16 protein-coding genes are annotated in these 13,744 nt (G+C 70.2%); 7 read left to right on the top strand and 9 right to left on the bottom strand.

What is annotated here, in order from left to right; genetic code table 11:
• Positions 1-174: 174 nt before the first annotated feature.
• The gene (locus DJ017_RS03470; RefSeq protein WP_165830514.1) at positions 175-1,647 is read right to left on the bottom strand and encodes a CYTH and CHAD domain-containing protein; all 1,473 of its coding nucleotides are present in this window, start codon (positions 1,645-1,647) and stop codon (positions 175-177) included.
• Between the two features lie 220 nt (positions 1,648-1,867).
• Here DJ017_RS03470 and bioB point away from each other — a divergent pair, with 220 nt between their 5' ends.
• From bioB to DJ017_RS03455, 3 genes are all read left to right on the top strand, one after another.
• Positions 1,868-2,863, top strand: coding sequence for a biotin synthase BioB (gene bioB / locus DJ017_RS03465; protein ID WP_111527403.1), 996 nt, complete (start codon positions 1,868-1,870; stop codon positions 2,861-2,863).
• Between the two features lie 162 nt (positions 2,864-3,025).
• Complete coding sequence (locus tag DJ017_RS03460; RefSeq protein ID WP_111527402.1) at positions 3,026-3,952, top strand: ABC transporter ATP-binding protein; 927 nt, start codon at positions 3,026-3,028, stop codon at positions 3,950-3,952.
• Entirely contained in the window at positions 3,952-4,716 is a 765-nt protein-coding gene (locus DJ017_RS03455) for an ABC transporter permease (RefSeq protein ID WP_111527401.1), read from the top strand. Before DJ017_RS03460 ends, DJ017_RS03455 begins: the two co-directional genes overlap by 1 nt.
• A 9-nt stretch (positions 4,717-4,725) precedes the next feature.
• Here the strand turns inward: DJ017_RS03455 and DJ017_RS03450 are convergent, their stop codons facing one another.
• From DJ017_RS03450 to DJ017_RS03430, 5 genes are all read right to left on the bottom strand, one after another.
• Positions 4,726-5,004, bottom strand: coding sequence for an HPr family phosphocarrier protein (locus DJ017_RS03450; RefSeq protein ID WP_111527400.1), 279 nt, complete (start codon positions 5,002-5,004; stop codon positions 4,726-4,728).
• The gene (locus tag DJ017_RS03445; protein WP_111527399.1) at positions 5,001-5,405 is read right to left on the bottom strand and encodes a PTS sugar transporter subunit IIA; all 405 of its coding nucleotides are present in this window, start codon (positions 5,403-5,405) and stop codon (positions 5,001-5,003) included. Before DJ017_RS03445 ends, DJ017_RS03450 begins: the two co-directional genes overlap by 4 nt.
• Positions 5,406-5,467: 62 nt before the next feature.
• Positions 5,468-5,905 carry an HPr kinase/phosphorylase gene (locus tag DJ017_RS03440; protein WP_111527398.1) on the bottom strand — a complete coding sequence of 146 codons (438 nt, stop codon included), beginning with the start codon at positions 5,903-5,905 and terminating at the stop codon, positions 5,468-5,470.
• Positions 5,902-7,497 (bottom strand): stimulus-sensing domain-containing protein, encoded by a 1,596-nt coding sequence (locus DJ017_RS03435; RefSeq protein WP_111527397.1) that lies wholly within the window; start codon positions 7,495-7,497, stop codon positions 5,902-5,904. The genes DJ017_RS03440 and DJ017_RS03435 overlap by 4 nt, the downstream gene beginning before the upstream one ends.
• Positions 7,466-8,182, bottom strand: a complete 717-nt coding sequence (locus DJ017_RS03430; protein WP_111527396.1) for a response regulator transcription factor — start codon at positions 8,180-8,182, stop codon at positions 7,466-7,468. Before DJ017_RS03430 ends, DJ017_RS03435 begins: the two co-directional genes overlap by 32 nt.
• A gap of 202 nt (positions 8,183-8,384) precedes the next feature.
• On the opposite strand from DJ017_RS03430, the gene DJ017_RS03425 reads away from it, so the two are divergent.
• Together DJ017_RS03425 and DJ017_RS03420 are read left to right on the top strand one after the other, a co-directional pair.
• On the top strand, positions 8,385-10,100 hold the full coding sequence (locus tag DJ017_RS03425) for a hypothetical protein (RefSeq protein ID WP_111527395.1): 1,716 nt from the start codon (positions 8,385-8,387) through the stop codon (positions 10,098-10,100).
• A 4-nt stretch (positions 10,101-10,104) separates the two neighbouring features.
• Positions 10,105-10,506, top strand: a complete 402-nt coding sequence (locus DJ017_RS03420) for a hypothetical protein (RefSeq protein WP_111527394.1) — start codon at positions 10,105-10,107, stop codon at positions 10,504-10,506.
• 193 nt (positions 10,507-10,699) lie between these two features.
• Here the strand turns inward: DJ017_RS03420 and DJ017_RS03415 are convergent, their stop codons facing one another.
• Genes DJ017_RS03415 through DJ017_RS03405 form a run of 3 tightly spaced genes read right to left on the bottom strand, consistent with a single transcriptional unit; the run spans position 10,700 to position 12,478 of the window.
• The gene (locus DJ017_RS03415) at positions 10,700-11,476 is read right to left on the bottom strand and encodes an SDR family oxidoreductase (RefSeq protein WP_111527393.1); all 777 of its coding nucleotides are present in this window, start codon (positions 11,474-11,476) and stop codon (positions 10,700-10,702) included.
• A 55-nt stretch (positions 11,477-11,531) separates the two neighbouring features.
• Complete coding sequence (locus DJ017_RS03410; RefSeq protein WP_111527392.1) at positions 11,532-11,837, bottom strand: 4a-hydroxytetrahydrobiopterin dehydratase; 306 nt, start codon at positions 11,835-11,837, stop codon at positions 11,532-11,534.
• Positions 11,834-12,478 (bottom strand): HAD-IA family hydrolase, encoded by a 645-nt coding sequence (locus DJ017_RS03405; protein ID WP_111527391.1) that lies wholly within the window; start codon positions 12,476-12,478, stop codon positions 11,834-11,836. The genes DJ017_RS03410 and DJ017_RS03405 overlap by 4 nt, the downstream gene beginning before the upstream one ends.
• Positions 12,479-12,545: 67 nt before the next feature.
• Between DJ017_RS03405 and DJ017_RS03400 the strand changes: the two genes are divergently transcribed.
• Together DJ017_RS03400 and DJ017_RS03395 are read left to right on the top strand one after the other, a co-directional pair.
• Positions 12,546-12,899, top strand: coding sequence for a VanZ family protein (locus tag DJ017_RS03400; RefSeq protein ID WP_111527390.1), 354 nt, complete (start codon positions 12,546-12,548; stop codon positions 12,897-12,899).
• On the top strand, positions 12,896-13,744 hold the full coding sequence (locus DJ017_RS03395; RefSeq protein WP_111527389.1) for a heme-dependent oxidative N-demethylase subunit alpha family protein: 849 nt from the start codon (positions 12,896-12,898) through the stop codon (positions 13,742-13,744). The genes DJ017_RS03400 and DJ017_RS03395 overlap by 4 nt, the downstream gene beginning before the upstream one ends.

Raw genomic sequence — 13,744 nt, 5'->3', positions numbered from 1 at the left:
GGCAGGGCGGCTGAGGGGTGAGTGGGGTTCAACCCCCTCCGGTCCTCCGGACCACCTCCCCCTCTTCGCGCTGCGCGCTGGGGGAGGATCGAGGGCCCTTGGGCCGTCATCCGGCGCGGAACCGTTCGCACGCGCCGGCCCTCACCCTTCCTCTCCCGCAGGCGGGAGAGGGCTTTAGGCCCAGAACGGCCGGTCGGCGGCGAGGCGGGTGAGGGCCTTGGCGGCGGCGGCGAGCGTCTTGGCCTTGTCGGCCATGCGCAGGCCCTCGAGTTCGCCGGCGGCGAAGGCGGCTTCGGGGGTAAGGTCGAGGCCGGCTAGCAGGGTCTCGGCGGTGGCGATGTCGTTGAGCACGCCGAGGTCATCCTGCAGGGTCTTGAGGCGGCCGACGAAGCGGTCGGCTTTCTTCTCCGAGAACAGACTGGCGAAGCCCTCGGCGGCGTAGCGCAGCTTCTTGGCCTCGATGCGCACCTCGTGACGGGCGGCGTCGTCGCGGGCCTCCAGGCTCTTGCCGCGCTTGACGAGTTTCCTGAGCCGCTTGGCGAGGACGCGGGCGGCGTAGTCGCGGGCCGGTTCGGCGGCAGCCTCGCCGCGGGTCCAGTCGCCGGTCTCCACCCAGGCCACGGCGTCGATCATCAGGGCGCGGAAGCGCTCGCCGGCGGCGGTCTCGCAGGCGGCCTTGCGCGCCTCTTCGCGGGCGGCTTCCACGGCCTCGCCCAAGGCCGGTAGGCCGGCGGGCGGGTTGGCCATCCTTTGGGCCGGCTCGAGGACCTCGGCGGCGAAGACGTCGAGATTGCGGGCCTGGTCGAACGCCTTGGCGAGCCAGCGCAGCTCGTCTTTCACGGACTGGTAGCCGGCGTCCTCGACCACGGGACGGAAGGTGGCCAGCGCGCTGCGCAGGCGGCGGGCGGCGACGCGCAGCTGGTGCACGGCCCCGGGCGTCGGCGCCTCGCGCAGCACCTGGGCGTTGGCCGCGATGTGGGCGAGGGCGTTGCGGGCGTTCGCCTGGAAGGCCTCGCCGACGCTGCAGTCGTGGCCGAGCACCACCTTCTCCTTGCGACGGGCGACCACCGGCTGGTCGGCGACGAGCGCCTGGCCACGCGTCGACTTGGTGTCGAACGACAGATAGAGCGGCGCGGCCCTGGAGAGCTCGCGGGCGAGCTCGAACAGCGCCTCGGGACGGCCGGCCTTCAGCTCCAGCTCGACCTCGCTGATCGGCGAGGCGCGGCGGCCGCCGGTGACCTCGCCCTGGTCGAGCGCCAGCTCGATCTCGGAGTCGCCATAGCGGACCAGCCGCTGGCGGCGATTGACCCGGACATTGAAGGCGGGCTTCAGCGCCGCGGCGTCGCCGTCGGTCAGGATCTCGCGCAGGGGCGCGAGCTCGGTCGGGGCCTGGTCGCCCTCGAGCGGCGCCTCGTACTCCTCTCGCGAGAGTCCGACGCCGCGCTTCATGGTCAGGACACGGCGGCCCTTGCTCTCACGCACCCGCAGCGAGACGCCGGCCTTCTGGAGGGCTAGGTCGGGGGTGTCAAAATATACGCTGATGAGTTCGCGGGACTCGTCGTCGCCGTCCGGCGCCGCGGCCAGGACCGCCCCCAGGTCGGAGGGCGCGCAGAGGAATTTCAGCTCGATTTCCCGAGACCCGCTCACGGTCGGCTCCGGCCGCGTTGGACGCGGACTCCTAGCAAATGTTGGCGAAGAAGCTCGTGACAGTTTGATGACAGAGTTCATTGGCGCTCCACGCCGCCCGCAGCCTTGATCCAGGTCAGGGGGGCGGCCTGACGCGGGGAAGGCGCCGTAAGGGAAAGCCGGCTTGCCCCACGCGTCGACGCGGGCTCTAACCGCCCACCGCAAGTTGAGGATCCCGCCGATGAACGCTCCCGTCCGTCCCGCATCGACCCTCGCGGCGGATCCCGCCCTGCCCCGTCACGACTGGACCCAGGCCGAGGTGGAGGCGCTGTTCGAGCTGCCGTTCACCGAGCTGGTGTTCCGGGCGGCGGAGGTCCACCGCCGGTGGTTCGACCCGACCGAGCTGCAGATCAGCCAGCTGTTGTCGGTGAAGACCGGCGGCTGCCCGGAGGATTGCGGCTACTGCGCCCAGAGCCAGCACTTCAAGACCGGCGTCGGCGCCTCCAAGCTGATGGACGCCGAGACGGTGATCGCCGCGGCCGCCGAGGCCAAGGCTGGCGGGGCGCAGCGCTTCTGCATGGGCGCGGCCTGGCGTGACCTGAAGGACCGCGACCTGCCCAAGGTGGCGGCGATGATTTCGGGCGTGAAGGCGCTGGGGCTGGAGACTTGCGCGACCCTTGGCATGCTGAGCCCCGAGCAGGCGCGGGCCCTGAAGGCGGCCGGCCTCGACTTCTACAACCACAACCTCGACACCGGCCCCGACTACTACGACCAGGTGGTCACCACCCGCACCTACCAGGACCGGCTCGACACCCTTTCGGCGGTGCACGAGGCGGGCCTCTCCACCTGCTGCGGCGGCATCGTCGGCATGGGCGAGACGCGGCGCGACCGGGCCGGGCTGCTGCGCCAGCTCGCGGTGCTGCCCGCCCACCCCGAGAGCCTGCCGATCAACGACCTGATGCCGATCCCCGGAACGCCGCTGGGCGGGTCGGAGGCGGTGGATCCCCTGGAGTTCGTGCGGATGATCGCCGTCGCCCGGCTGGTCTGCCCCAAGTCGGTGGTGCGCATCGCGGCGGGCCGCGAGCACATGAGCAAGGAGCTGCAGGCCCTGTGCTTCCTGGCCGGCGCCAACTCGATCTTCGTCGGCGGGCGGCTGCTGACCACCAACAACCCCGACCGCAACAGCGACGAGGCCCTGCTGGCCGACCTGAAGATGCGGCCGATGGGGACCGCCTGAGCAACCCTCTCCCCGATGCGAAGTCCGGGGGAGAGGCGATGGGCAGCAGATCGACGTGAAGGCCTGAGCCGGCTCGCGCCGTAAGCGGGAGACACGGGCGTCGGCCTGGCCCTAGCTCAACCGTCCTCGGGTCCCTATCTGGTGGGTCCTGGGGGTTCCAACTTGCAGCCGATCATCTCCATCCAGGGTCTGTCGAAGACCTACGCCGGCGGATTCCAGGCGCTCAAGAACGTCAGCCTCGACATCGGCCAGGGCGAGATCTTCGCCCTGCTGGGCCCCAACGGGGCGGGCAAGACGACGCTGATCGGGATCACCTGCGGCCTCGTCAATCCGACCTCGGGCAAGGTGCTGGCCGACGGCCACGATATCCGCGCCGACTATCGCGCCGCGCGGGCCAAGATCGGCCTGGTGCCGCAGGAGCTGTCCACCGACGCCTTCGAGACGGTCTGGGCGACGGTGAAGTTCAGCCGCGGCCTGTTCGGCAAGCCGCCGAACGACGCCTATCTGGAGAAGGTGCTGAAGGACCTCAGCCTCTGGGACAAGAAGGACGCCAAGATCATGGCGCTGTCCGGCGGCATGAAGCGCCGGGTGATGATCGCCAAGGCGCTGAGCCACGAGCCCAAGATCCTGTTCCTGGACGAGCCCACGGCCGGCGTCGACGTCGAGCTGCGCCGCGAGATGTGGGAGATGGTGCGCGGCCTGCGCGAAGACGGCGTCACCATCATCCTGACCACCCACTACATCGAGGAGGCCGAGGAGATGGCCGACCGGGTGGGGGTGATCTCCAAGGGCGAACTGATCCTCGTCGAGGACAAGGACGCCCTGATGCGCCAGCTCGGCAAGAAGCAGCTGACCCTGCACCTGCAGGAGCCGCTGACGGCCGTGCCGGAGGGGCTCGGCCAGTACCAGCTCGCCCTCGCCGCCGACGGCGCCGAGCTCGTCTACACCTTCGACGCCCAGGCCGAGGCGACCGGCATCGCCGAGCTGCTGCGCGAGCTCTCCAAGAAGGGCATCGACTTCCGCGACCTGCAGACCGAGCAGAGCTCGCTGGAGGAGATCTTCGTCAGTCTGGTGAAGGGGCGCGCCTGATGCTCAACGTGCACGCCATCAAGGCCATCTACCGCTTCGAGATGAACCGCTGGGTGCGCACCGTGGTGCAGAGCCTGGCCGCGCCGGTGATCACCACCAGCCTCTATTTCATCGTCTTCGGGGCGGCGATCGGGCGGCGGATGCCGGCGGTCGACGGGGTGAGCTACGGCGCCTTCATCGTGCCGGGCCTGATCATGCTGTCGATCCTCACCGAGAGCATCTCCAACGGCAGCTTCGGCATCTACATGCCCAAGTTCGCCGGCACCATCTACGAGGTGCTGTCGGCGCCGATCTCGGCGCTGGAGATCGTGCTCGGCTACGTCGGCGCGGCGGCGACCAAGTCGGTGATCCTCGGGGTGATCATCGCGATCACGGCGCGGCTCTTCGTGCCCTACGAGATCGTCCACCCCTTGTGGGCCCTGGCCTTCCTGGTGCTGACCAGCGTCACCTTCTCGCTGTTCGGCTTCCTGACCGGCATCTGGGCCGACGGCTGGGAGAAGCTGTCGATTATCCCGATGATGGTGGTGACGCCCCTGACCTTCCTCGGCGGCAGCTTCTATTCGATCGCCATGCTGCCCGGGGTCTGGCGCGAGATCGCCCTCTTCAACCCGGTGGTCTATCTGGTCAGCGGCTTCCGCTGGGCCTTCTACGGCGTCTCGGACGTCGGCGTCGGCGTCAGCCTGGTGGCCACCTCGGCGTTCCTCGCGGCCTGCCTCGTGGCGGTGACCTGGATCTTCCGCACCGGCTGGCGGCTGAAGACCTGAGGCTCGGGCTTACTCGTCCTCGTCGAAGCGGGACTGGACGAGGTGGGAGAGGGCGTCGAGGGCGGCCTGGGCCTCGGGGCCCTCGGCCTCGATCTCGATGCAGCAGCCGGGGCCGGCGGCGAGCATCATCAGGCCCATGATCGAGCGGGCGTCGACGGCCTGGCCGTCCTTGGCGACGCGCACCTCGGCGTCGAACCCCGAGGCGACCTTGACGAACTTGGCGGAGGCGCGGGCGTGCAGGCCGCGCTTGTTGACGATCTCGACGGTGCGGCTGAGCGGTTCGCTCACTTCTCCCCCGCCAGGACGTAGGAGGCGACCGAGATGTACTTGCGGCCGGCTTCCTGGGCGCAGGCGACGCAGTCCTCGAGGTTCTGGCGGTTGCGGACGCTGGCCAGCTTGATGAGCATCGGCAGGTTGAGGCCGGCGATCACCTCGGCGCGGGTCTGCTCCATCACCGAGATGGCGAGGTTCGAGGGCGTGCCGCCGAACATGTCGGTGAGCAGGATGACGCCCTGTCCGGAATCGACGCGGCCGCAGGCGGCCAGGATGTCCTGGCGGCGCTTTTCCATGTCGTCGTCGGGACCGATGCAGATCGCCTCGACCGCCGTCTGGGGGCCGACCACATGCTCCATGGCGAAGATGAACTCCTCCGCCAGTCGCCCGTGCGTGACGATCACGAGCCCGATCATGCCATTGCTCTCAAGGGTATCCCCACCCGCCGCGGCGTGAGACGTCTTCTCCGCGAGCCGTGCTACATACGACGATCAGGGCCACCGTCAAACCTCGCGAGCGCGCGACTGAGTTTCGCAGGGGCCGAGGATTCTCGTGCGGCGAGCACCACCAGCGGCAGCTCGCGGCCGAGGACGTCCAGGGTCTGCGGACCCGGGATCCGCTCGGGTTCGCCGCAGCGCGCGGCCAGCAGGATCTCGCAGAACGGCAGGTGCGGCTCGGCCACCACGTCGAGGCCGCGAACCTCGATGAGGCCGGCCAGGCTGTCCGGCGCACGGCCGAACAGCCGGCCTTCGGAGCGCCAGACGAGGGTGCGGTCGTCGGCCACCAGGCGGAAGCCGGCGTCCAGGCAGCGCAGGGCGAGGTCGCTCTTGCCGGACCCCGAGGGGCCCTCGATGAGCGCGCCGGCCCAGCGGCCGCGAAGGCGCAGGGCGACGAGGCCGGCGTGACGGACGCTCATCCCCGCGCCTCGGGCAGGGTGAGGATGAAGCTCGCCCCGCCCACCGTGCCGTCGGGATTCATCCGGTTGGCGGCGCGCAGGGCGCCGCCGTGGGCCTGGGCGATCTGGCGGGCGATGGAGAGGCCGAGCCCGGAGTTGCCGCCGAACGCCGCGCCCTTGGGCCGCGAGGTGTAGAACCGCTCGAACACCGTCTCGAGGTTCTCCGGCGGGATGCCCGGACCGGAGTCGGCGACCGTGGCGACCACCAGGTTCTTGGCCTTGGCGAGGCCGACCACCACCTCGCCGCCCGGCGGGGAGAAGGAGCGGGCGTTGTCGATCAGGTTGCGGAAGATCTGGCTCAAGGGGCCCTCGCGACCCATCACCGCCGGCGGCTCCAGTCCCTGGGGCGGCACGAAGCGGACACTGACGTCGCCCGGCTTGGCGGTCGCCTGGTAGAGGGCGACCACGTCGAAGATCAGCCGCTCCATGTCGATGAACTTCGGCTGGTCGCGCGACAGCTCGGCGTCAAGGCGCGAGGCGTTGGAGATGTCGGTGACCAGGCGGTCGAGGCGCTGGACGTCGTTCTTGAGGATGGCCAGCAGGCGCTCGCGCGCAGCCGGGTCCTTGACCAGGTCGAGGGTCTCCACCGCCGAGCGCAGGGAAGTCAGCGGGTTGCGGATCTCGTGCGCCACGTCGGCGGCGAAGCGCTCGATGGCGTCCATCCGCTCGGACAGCGAATCCGTCATGTCCTCGAGGCTGCGGGTGAGGTCGCCGAGCTCGTCGTCGCGGGTGGCGAGGTCGGGCAGGGAGATCGCCCGGGCGCGGGACAGGCGCACGCTGTCGGCGGCGCGCGCCAGGCGGCGCACCGGCTGGGCGATCAGCCGGTTGAGCAGCAGCGAGGAGGACAGGGTCACCGCGATGGCGATGAGGATGAACGGGATCAGCGCCGCGCGCTCGCGGGCGATGATCGCGTCGACGTCGTTGGCCTCCAGGGTGAGGACGCCGAGCACCGCCTGGACCCGCTGGATCGGGATCGACACCGAGACCACCCGCTTGCCGTCCTCGCCGACCCGCATCCCGGCCCAGCGCTGGCCCTTCAGGGCGTGGGCGACCTCGGCCTGCAGCTCCTGGTGCGCCTGTCTCTCCGACGGCGGGCTGCGCAGCCGCCGCAGCTCGAAGCGATTGCCGGTCTCGCCGCGCTTGCGGGCCGGCGGCAGGACGCGCCACTGCACCCGGTCGGCCACCCAGTCGCTGTCGGCGACGATGTGGCCCTGGGCGTCGAACAGCCGGGCGCGCTGGGTCTTGGGATTGGCCAGCATCTGCAGCATCTGGCTGCCGAGGGCCGAGTTCATCATCGGCTCGGGATCGCCGGCCGTGGCGTACTCGTCCATGATCGTGGCGATCAGCTCGCCCTGAGTGGTCAGGCTGTCGATGCGCGCGTTCACGAGGCCGCGGCGCAGCTCGTTCAGCACCAGGGCCCCGGCGATGAGGATCGCCAGGCCCAGGACGTTGAGGACGATGATCAGCCGCCCGAGGCGCGAGCCCGGCAGCCAACGGAAGCGCGATGGCTTCGCCGCCCGCTCAGGTTTCCCGGTAGCGGTATCCGACGCCATAGAGGGTTTCGATCGCGTCGAACTCAGGGTCCACTTCCCGGAACTTCTTGCGCATGCGCTTGATGTGGCTGTCGATCGTGCGGTCGTCCACATAGACCTGATCGTCGTAAGCCGCGTCCATCAGGTTGTCGCGGCTCTTCACGAAGCCGGGGCGCTGGGCGAGGGCCTGGAGCAGCAGGAACTCGGTGACGGTGAGCTTCACCGGCTTGCCGTCCCACAGGCAGTCGTGACGGGCGGGATCGAGGGTGAGCTTGCCGCGCTTGAGGGCCCGGGCGCTGGCCTCGGCCGCCGCGGCGGCGCTGCCGGCCGGCTCCTCGCCGTCGATGCCCGAGCGGCGCAGCACCGCCTTCACCCGCTCGATCAGCAGGCGCTGGCTGAACGGCTTGTGGATGTAGTCGTCGGCCCCGAGGTTGAAGCCGAGAATCTCGTCGATCTCGTCGTCCTTCGAGGTGAGGATGATCACCGGCAGGTCGGAGGAGCGGCGCAGCCGGCGCAGCACCTCCATGCCGTCCATGCGGGGCATCTTCACGTCCAGGATCGCCAGGTCCGGCGGCTCGTTCTCGAGCGCGGCCAGGCCCGCGGCCCCGTCGTAGTAGGCTTTGACGGCGTGGCCATGGCTCTCCAGCGCGAGGCTCACCGACGTGACGATGTTCTCGTCGTCGTCCACCAGGGTGATCTTGGCCATTCGGGTTCGCTGTCTCCTTCGAACACAATCGCGAAGCTAGTCGGCCTGCACCGTGGCCTCAATGGGGCGCGCCGCGAGGGGGCGTTTCGAAGCCTTCCGGAGGCCTTTTTCGAAAAGGCCGTATGCAAGTCTGTCCAATCAACGCGGCTTTAAGGTTGATCGATCAACTTATGCGGCGTCTCCGGGGGGAGCTGACCTAAAGATGGGTAACGGACGGGTGCATTTCGAGGTCTACGTCAGAAAGACGCCGGGCTCGACCTGGACGCTGGAAATGGCGACGGAGAACAGGGCGGCGGCGATCAGCTGCGCCGAGGATCTCTGGCGCGAGGGCCGCGTGGTCGCTTCCAAGGTCACCAAGGAGACCCTCGACGAGGAAACTCGCGGGTTCATGACGGTGACGGTCTTCAAGGCGGGCGATCAGACGATCGTTCACAAGAAGGCGGTCGTGCGCGAAAGCGTCGAGCCCGTCTGCGTCACGCCGCAGGACCTCTACACCATCCACGCCCGCGAGCGGATCGGCCGGCTGCTGGAAGGCTGGCTCGAGCGCAACCACGCCACCCCCTTCGAACTGCTGCACCGCCCCGACCTCGTCGAACAGCTCGAGAGCTCGGGCACCGACCTGCAGCACGCGATCCAGAAGATCGCCATCCCCGAGGCCCAGGCCCGCGGCGTCTCGGTGCACGAGATCATCCGCGCCTTCCACAGCCTCATCGAGCGCTCGATCGAGCGGCTGCTCAGCGACCGCAAGGCCGGCAAGCTGCCGGACGTGGACAAGGAAGGCTTCTGCGCCGCCGCCGAGCGCGTGGCGCACGAGCCGGAACGCGGCTACCTGCTGGGCGCCGGCGTCGCCGCCTCGATCTCCCCGGCCCGCGGCTGGACCGAGAAGGTCATGCGCCTGCTCGACCTCGCCGACGCCGCCCCGACCAAGGGCCCGGCCCGGGTGCTGGCCCTGGCGACCATCGCCCAGCCGCTGGCCGAGATCCTCGGCTCCAAGCCCGGCCTCGAGGACATCCTCGGCAAGGGGCTCGATCTCGGCGGCAACCTCGCCGCCATGACCCGCCTGGCGGCGGCCGATTCGGTCGACGCCCTGATCCGCATCGAGGCCTCGGTGGCCAAGGTGATGCCGCCGCTGTCGCCGGCCGCGACGCGCCTCGCCAAGTGGCTGGCCGACGACGCCTTCCTCGACGTCCGCTCGGCCATCGGCCAGCGCATCCTGCGCGAGCTGAACGGACCCCGGCGCCTGCGGCCCGGCGACGCCGTCTCCGAGATCGACGTGCTGCGGGCGCTCGCCATGTCGCTGACCGCGGCCGCCGGCAAGCTGCTGCCCCTCGAGGACGTGCAGTCGGCCTTCTCGGCGCGGTCGAAAATGCTGACCACCGGCGAGTTCGTGGAGGCCTACCTGGGCGCCGGCAAGTCGGCGCGCGAGGAGGCCGAGGCGCTGATCTGGCTCACCGAGAACGTCATCGGCCCGGCCAACAAGCGCCAGGCCGGCCGCTGGCTGAAGGCGGTGATCTCGTCTCTGAAGTTCGAGAAGGAATTCCGCAACGCGCCCGACGGGGTGGCCGGGCGGCTCGCCTCGCTGGCCAGCCTGCAGCGCGCAGCCGGCCGTTGCGGCCTGGTGGCAGAGGATTGCGAGCCGATCCAGATGAAGCTCGGCGACATCGGCGGCCTGGTGGAGGCCGACGCCCGCCTCACCCTGCAGCTCGCCAAGGCCAGCGCCTCGGCGGTGCATCGCCTGACCCTGCTGCTCAAGCTCGCCTGCGGCGAGACCGCGCCGCTCGGCCCCGCAGCCGACCGCGCCCGGGCCGAGGCCCTGAAGCTGGTCCGCCACGACGATCTCAGGATCGAGCTTTCCCAGGCGCCGGAACAGGTGGAGCAGATGCGCGGCCTGATCCAGCAGGCCGGCCTGGCCGCCTGACCCGATGCGCCGGCGTGATCTTCTGCCGCTGATCTGCCTCGTCCTGGCGCCGGCGTCGGCGCTGGCCGGCGAGAAGGAGGATCCGAAGAAGCGCGTCGGCGGCGCCACCTACGTGGCCATGGACACCCTGACCGGGGCCACCACCAAGGCCAACGGCCGCCGCGGCGTGCTGTCCGTGGAATGCGGGCTCGACATTCCCGACGCCGGCCTGCGGGCCCGCGCCGAGGCCTCGCTGCCCCGGCTGCGCGCGGCCTTCCTGCAGACGGTGATGATCTACGCCGCCGGCCTGCCGCCGAACGTGCCGCCCAACGCCGACTTCATCGGCCGCGCCCTGCAGCGCGAGGCCGACGCCGCCCTGGGCCGCCCGGGCGCGCGCCTGCTGCTCGGCGCGATCCTGGTGAGCTGAGCGGGATGCTCCCCCACAGGGGGAGCTGTCCGGAACGGACTGAGGGGGGTTGAGAGGCGAGGCGTCGAAGGCTCGGGGGCTTCGACCCCCTCCGTCGCTTCGCGACACCTCCCCCTGAGGGGGAGGGCCTGGGGCTTCAACCCCCTCCGTCGCTTCGCGACACCTCCCCCTGAGGGGGAGGGCCTGGGACGCCTCACATCGCGCTGATGCCGCCGTCGAGCTTGAGCTCGGCGCCGGTCATGAACTTGCTCTCGTCGGAGGCCAGGTAGAGCACCGCATTGGCGATGTCGTCCGGCTGGCCGATCTTGCCCAGGGGGACCTGCCGCGCGAGCTTGGCCTCGGCCTCCTCCTTGCCGAACTGCTGGCGCAGCGGGTCGAGGATCGGCGTGTCGATGAAGGTCGGGTGGATCGAGTTCGAGCGGATGTCGAGCTTCTGCTTGGCGCAGTGCAGGGCGATCCCCTTCGACAGCAGCCAGACCCCCGCCTTGGAGGCGTTGTAGGACGGCGAGTTGTGGGCCGCGATCAGGCCGGCGATCGAGGAGATGTTGATGATTGAGCCGGGCTGGTTCTGACGCATGTACTTCAGGGCGTGCTTGGTCCCGAGGAAGACCGAGTCGACGTTGACGCTCATCACCTTCTTCCAGTCGTCGAAGGAGAGCTGCTCGATGTTGCCGCCGATGGAGATGCCGGCGTTGTTGACCAGCACGCTGATCCCGCCCATGGCCGCATCGGCCTCCTCCAGGGCGAAGATCCACTGATCCTCCTTGGTGACGTCGAGCGGGAAGGCGAAGGCCGTGCCCTCGCCGTGCGCGGCGTTGATCTCCGCGGCCACCGCCTTGGCGCCCTCGATGTTGATGTCGGCGACGCTCACCTTGGCGCCTTCGGCCGCCAGCTTGCGCGCCATGGCCGCGCCCAGACCCTGGGCCCCGCCGGTGATGAAGGCCTTCTTGCCCGCGACCCGTCCTGGCATTTGGTGTCTCCTCCTTCGCTTCTTGTGGCCGCTCCCGCCGAGGTGTGAGGGCTGACTACTTTGCGCGGAGATCGCCGGCCGCCTGGTCCATGAACGTCGCCAGGGTCACGTCGAGTTCGGTGACCCCGTCGGCGTCGTGGGTGGCCAGCGTCACCTCGACCCGGTTGTAGACGTTGAACCATTCCGGATGGTGGTCGAGCTTGTCGGCCATCAGCGCCACCCGGGTCATGAAGCCGAAGGCCGCGTTGAAGTCGGCGAAGACGAAGGTCCGGCGGATGGCGTCGCGGCCGCCCTCGACCGCCGACCAGGCCGGCAGGCCCTTGAGCGCCTCGGCGGCGCCGATCTTCACCGGCCGGCTCATGCGAAGGAAAGGCCCGTGGCGGCGGCGAGCTCGGCCAGGGTCTGGTCGACGTCCACCACCTTGATGGCCTTCATGCCGAGCTCGTGGGCCGGCTTGCAGTTGATGCCGAGGTCGTCGAGGTAGACGCAGTTCTGCGGCGCCACGCCCAGGAGCTCGCACATCATCAGGTAGATCTTGGGGTCGGGCTTCCTGACGCCCGCCTTGGAGCTCTCGATGATGGCGTCGAAGAACGGCATCACCTGGCCCATGGCCCCTGCCGCCTGCTGGACCTCGTTCTGGCCGGGGCTGTGCATCGAGACCACGTTGTTGGTGATGCAGCCGACCTTGAAGTGCTGCTTGCAGGCCTTCAGCGCCTCGACCATCCGCGGGCGCAGCTCGCCGGAGAGCCTCGGAAGCACGTCGCGGCCGCGGATCGGGAAGCCCAGCGCGGTGGATTCCTCCAGGAACAACTCGTCGAAGCGGGCGGCGTCGATCTCGTTCCGCTCGAAAAGCGCCCAGGCGTTCTCGTGGTGGTTCGTGGCGTTGACCCGCCGGATGTGATCCTTCGGCGCGCCGATCTCGGCCTCCAGGCGGTTGAAGGCCTCGAACGGCGAGGAGGTGAAGACCCCGCCGAAATCCCAGATCACCGCCTCGACCGCCATCTGCCGCTCCATCTCCTGAACCCCAGGCGGTCTAGAGACGCCGACCGGGACGTGCAAGAAGGCGCGCATGGGTATCGACCGTCTGCCGGTGGTGCTGCGCCTGGGGCTCTACGCCCTGGCGATCGCCGTTCTGCTCTATCTGTGCCTGGCGCCGGCCCGCGAGCTGCCGCAGGTGAGCCTCTGGGACAAGGCCGAGCACGCCACGGCCTGGGCCGTGCTGGCCGGCCTCGGGCTGGTGCTGTTCCCGGCGCGCCCCTGGCGCGTGGCGGGCTTCGCCCTGGCGCTCGGGGTGCTGGTGGAGGTGCTGCAGGGCACGCCGGCGATCCACCGCGATTCCGACTGGCGCGACGTGGTGGCCGACACGGTGGGCGTCACCGTCGCCGGCGCCGGCTTCGCGCTCGTCGGACGGAGGCGCGCATGAGCCTGCCCCATCGCCCCTGGGAGGACGGCGGCGACTTCTCCATCGGGCTGAAGCCGATCACCGAGGCCCAATGGCTGGAGGGCGGCGAGGCGGAGCCCTGGCGGCGCAAGGACCCGCTGTTCGCCAGCGTCCCGGCGCTGGTGTGGGCCGAGGCGCCCGGATCGCGCGAAGCCCAGCAGGAGGTGCTGGAGCTGGTCGAGGCGGCCATCGGCCCCGCAGATCCGCAGGCGGAGGGACCGGGACAGGACTGGCCGCCGCTCTACGCCGCCGCCCGGCGGGTCTCCGACGACCTTTGCCTGATGCAGAAGATCGACGGTGAGTGGCGCCTGACGGCCCTGTCGCTGTCGGCCGGAAGCTTCTTCAAGGCCGGCGAGGTGGTGGGCAGGAGCCTGGCCGAGCTGCACGGGCCGGTGAACGGGTTCGGCGGCCGCTTCCTGACCCGCGTGCAGCGGATCTTCGAGGGGCTGCGGCCCGACCTGATCCTCGAGCGGCGCAACTGGACGGTGCTGAACACCCCGGAGCTGCACACCCCGGACTCAGGGCCGATCCGCGCCCGCATCGGCGAGATCGACGCGGCCGAGGCCGGCCGGGCGCTGAGCCTGCGGGTGGAGCGCCAGACCCTGCGCCGCCTGCCGCGCACCGGCGGCGCGCTGTTCACGATCCGCGTGTGGGTCGGGCCGCTGGCCAGCGTGGCGCAGAGCCCGGAGCGGCTCGCGGCCTTCACGCAGGCCTGGCGCAGCGCCACGCCGGACTTCCGCGCCTACAAGCGCTTCGACCTCTACGACGAGCTCGTCGAGGCCTTCGTGGCCGGGGCCCGGGCGGAAGCGCCCGAGGGCGCCGCCTAG

Origin of the sequence: Phenylobacterium soli (assembly GCF_003254475.1) — a bacterium.
GTDB lineage: Bacteria > Pseudomonadota > Alphaproteobacteria > Caulobacterales > Caulobacteraceae > Phenylobacterium > Phenylobacterium soli.
The sequence above is the reverse complement of the archived record's forward strand: the minus strand, read 5'-3'. Positions and strand labels throughout refer to the sequence as shown.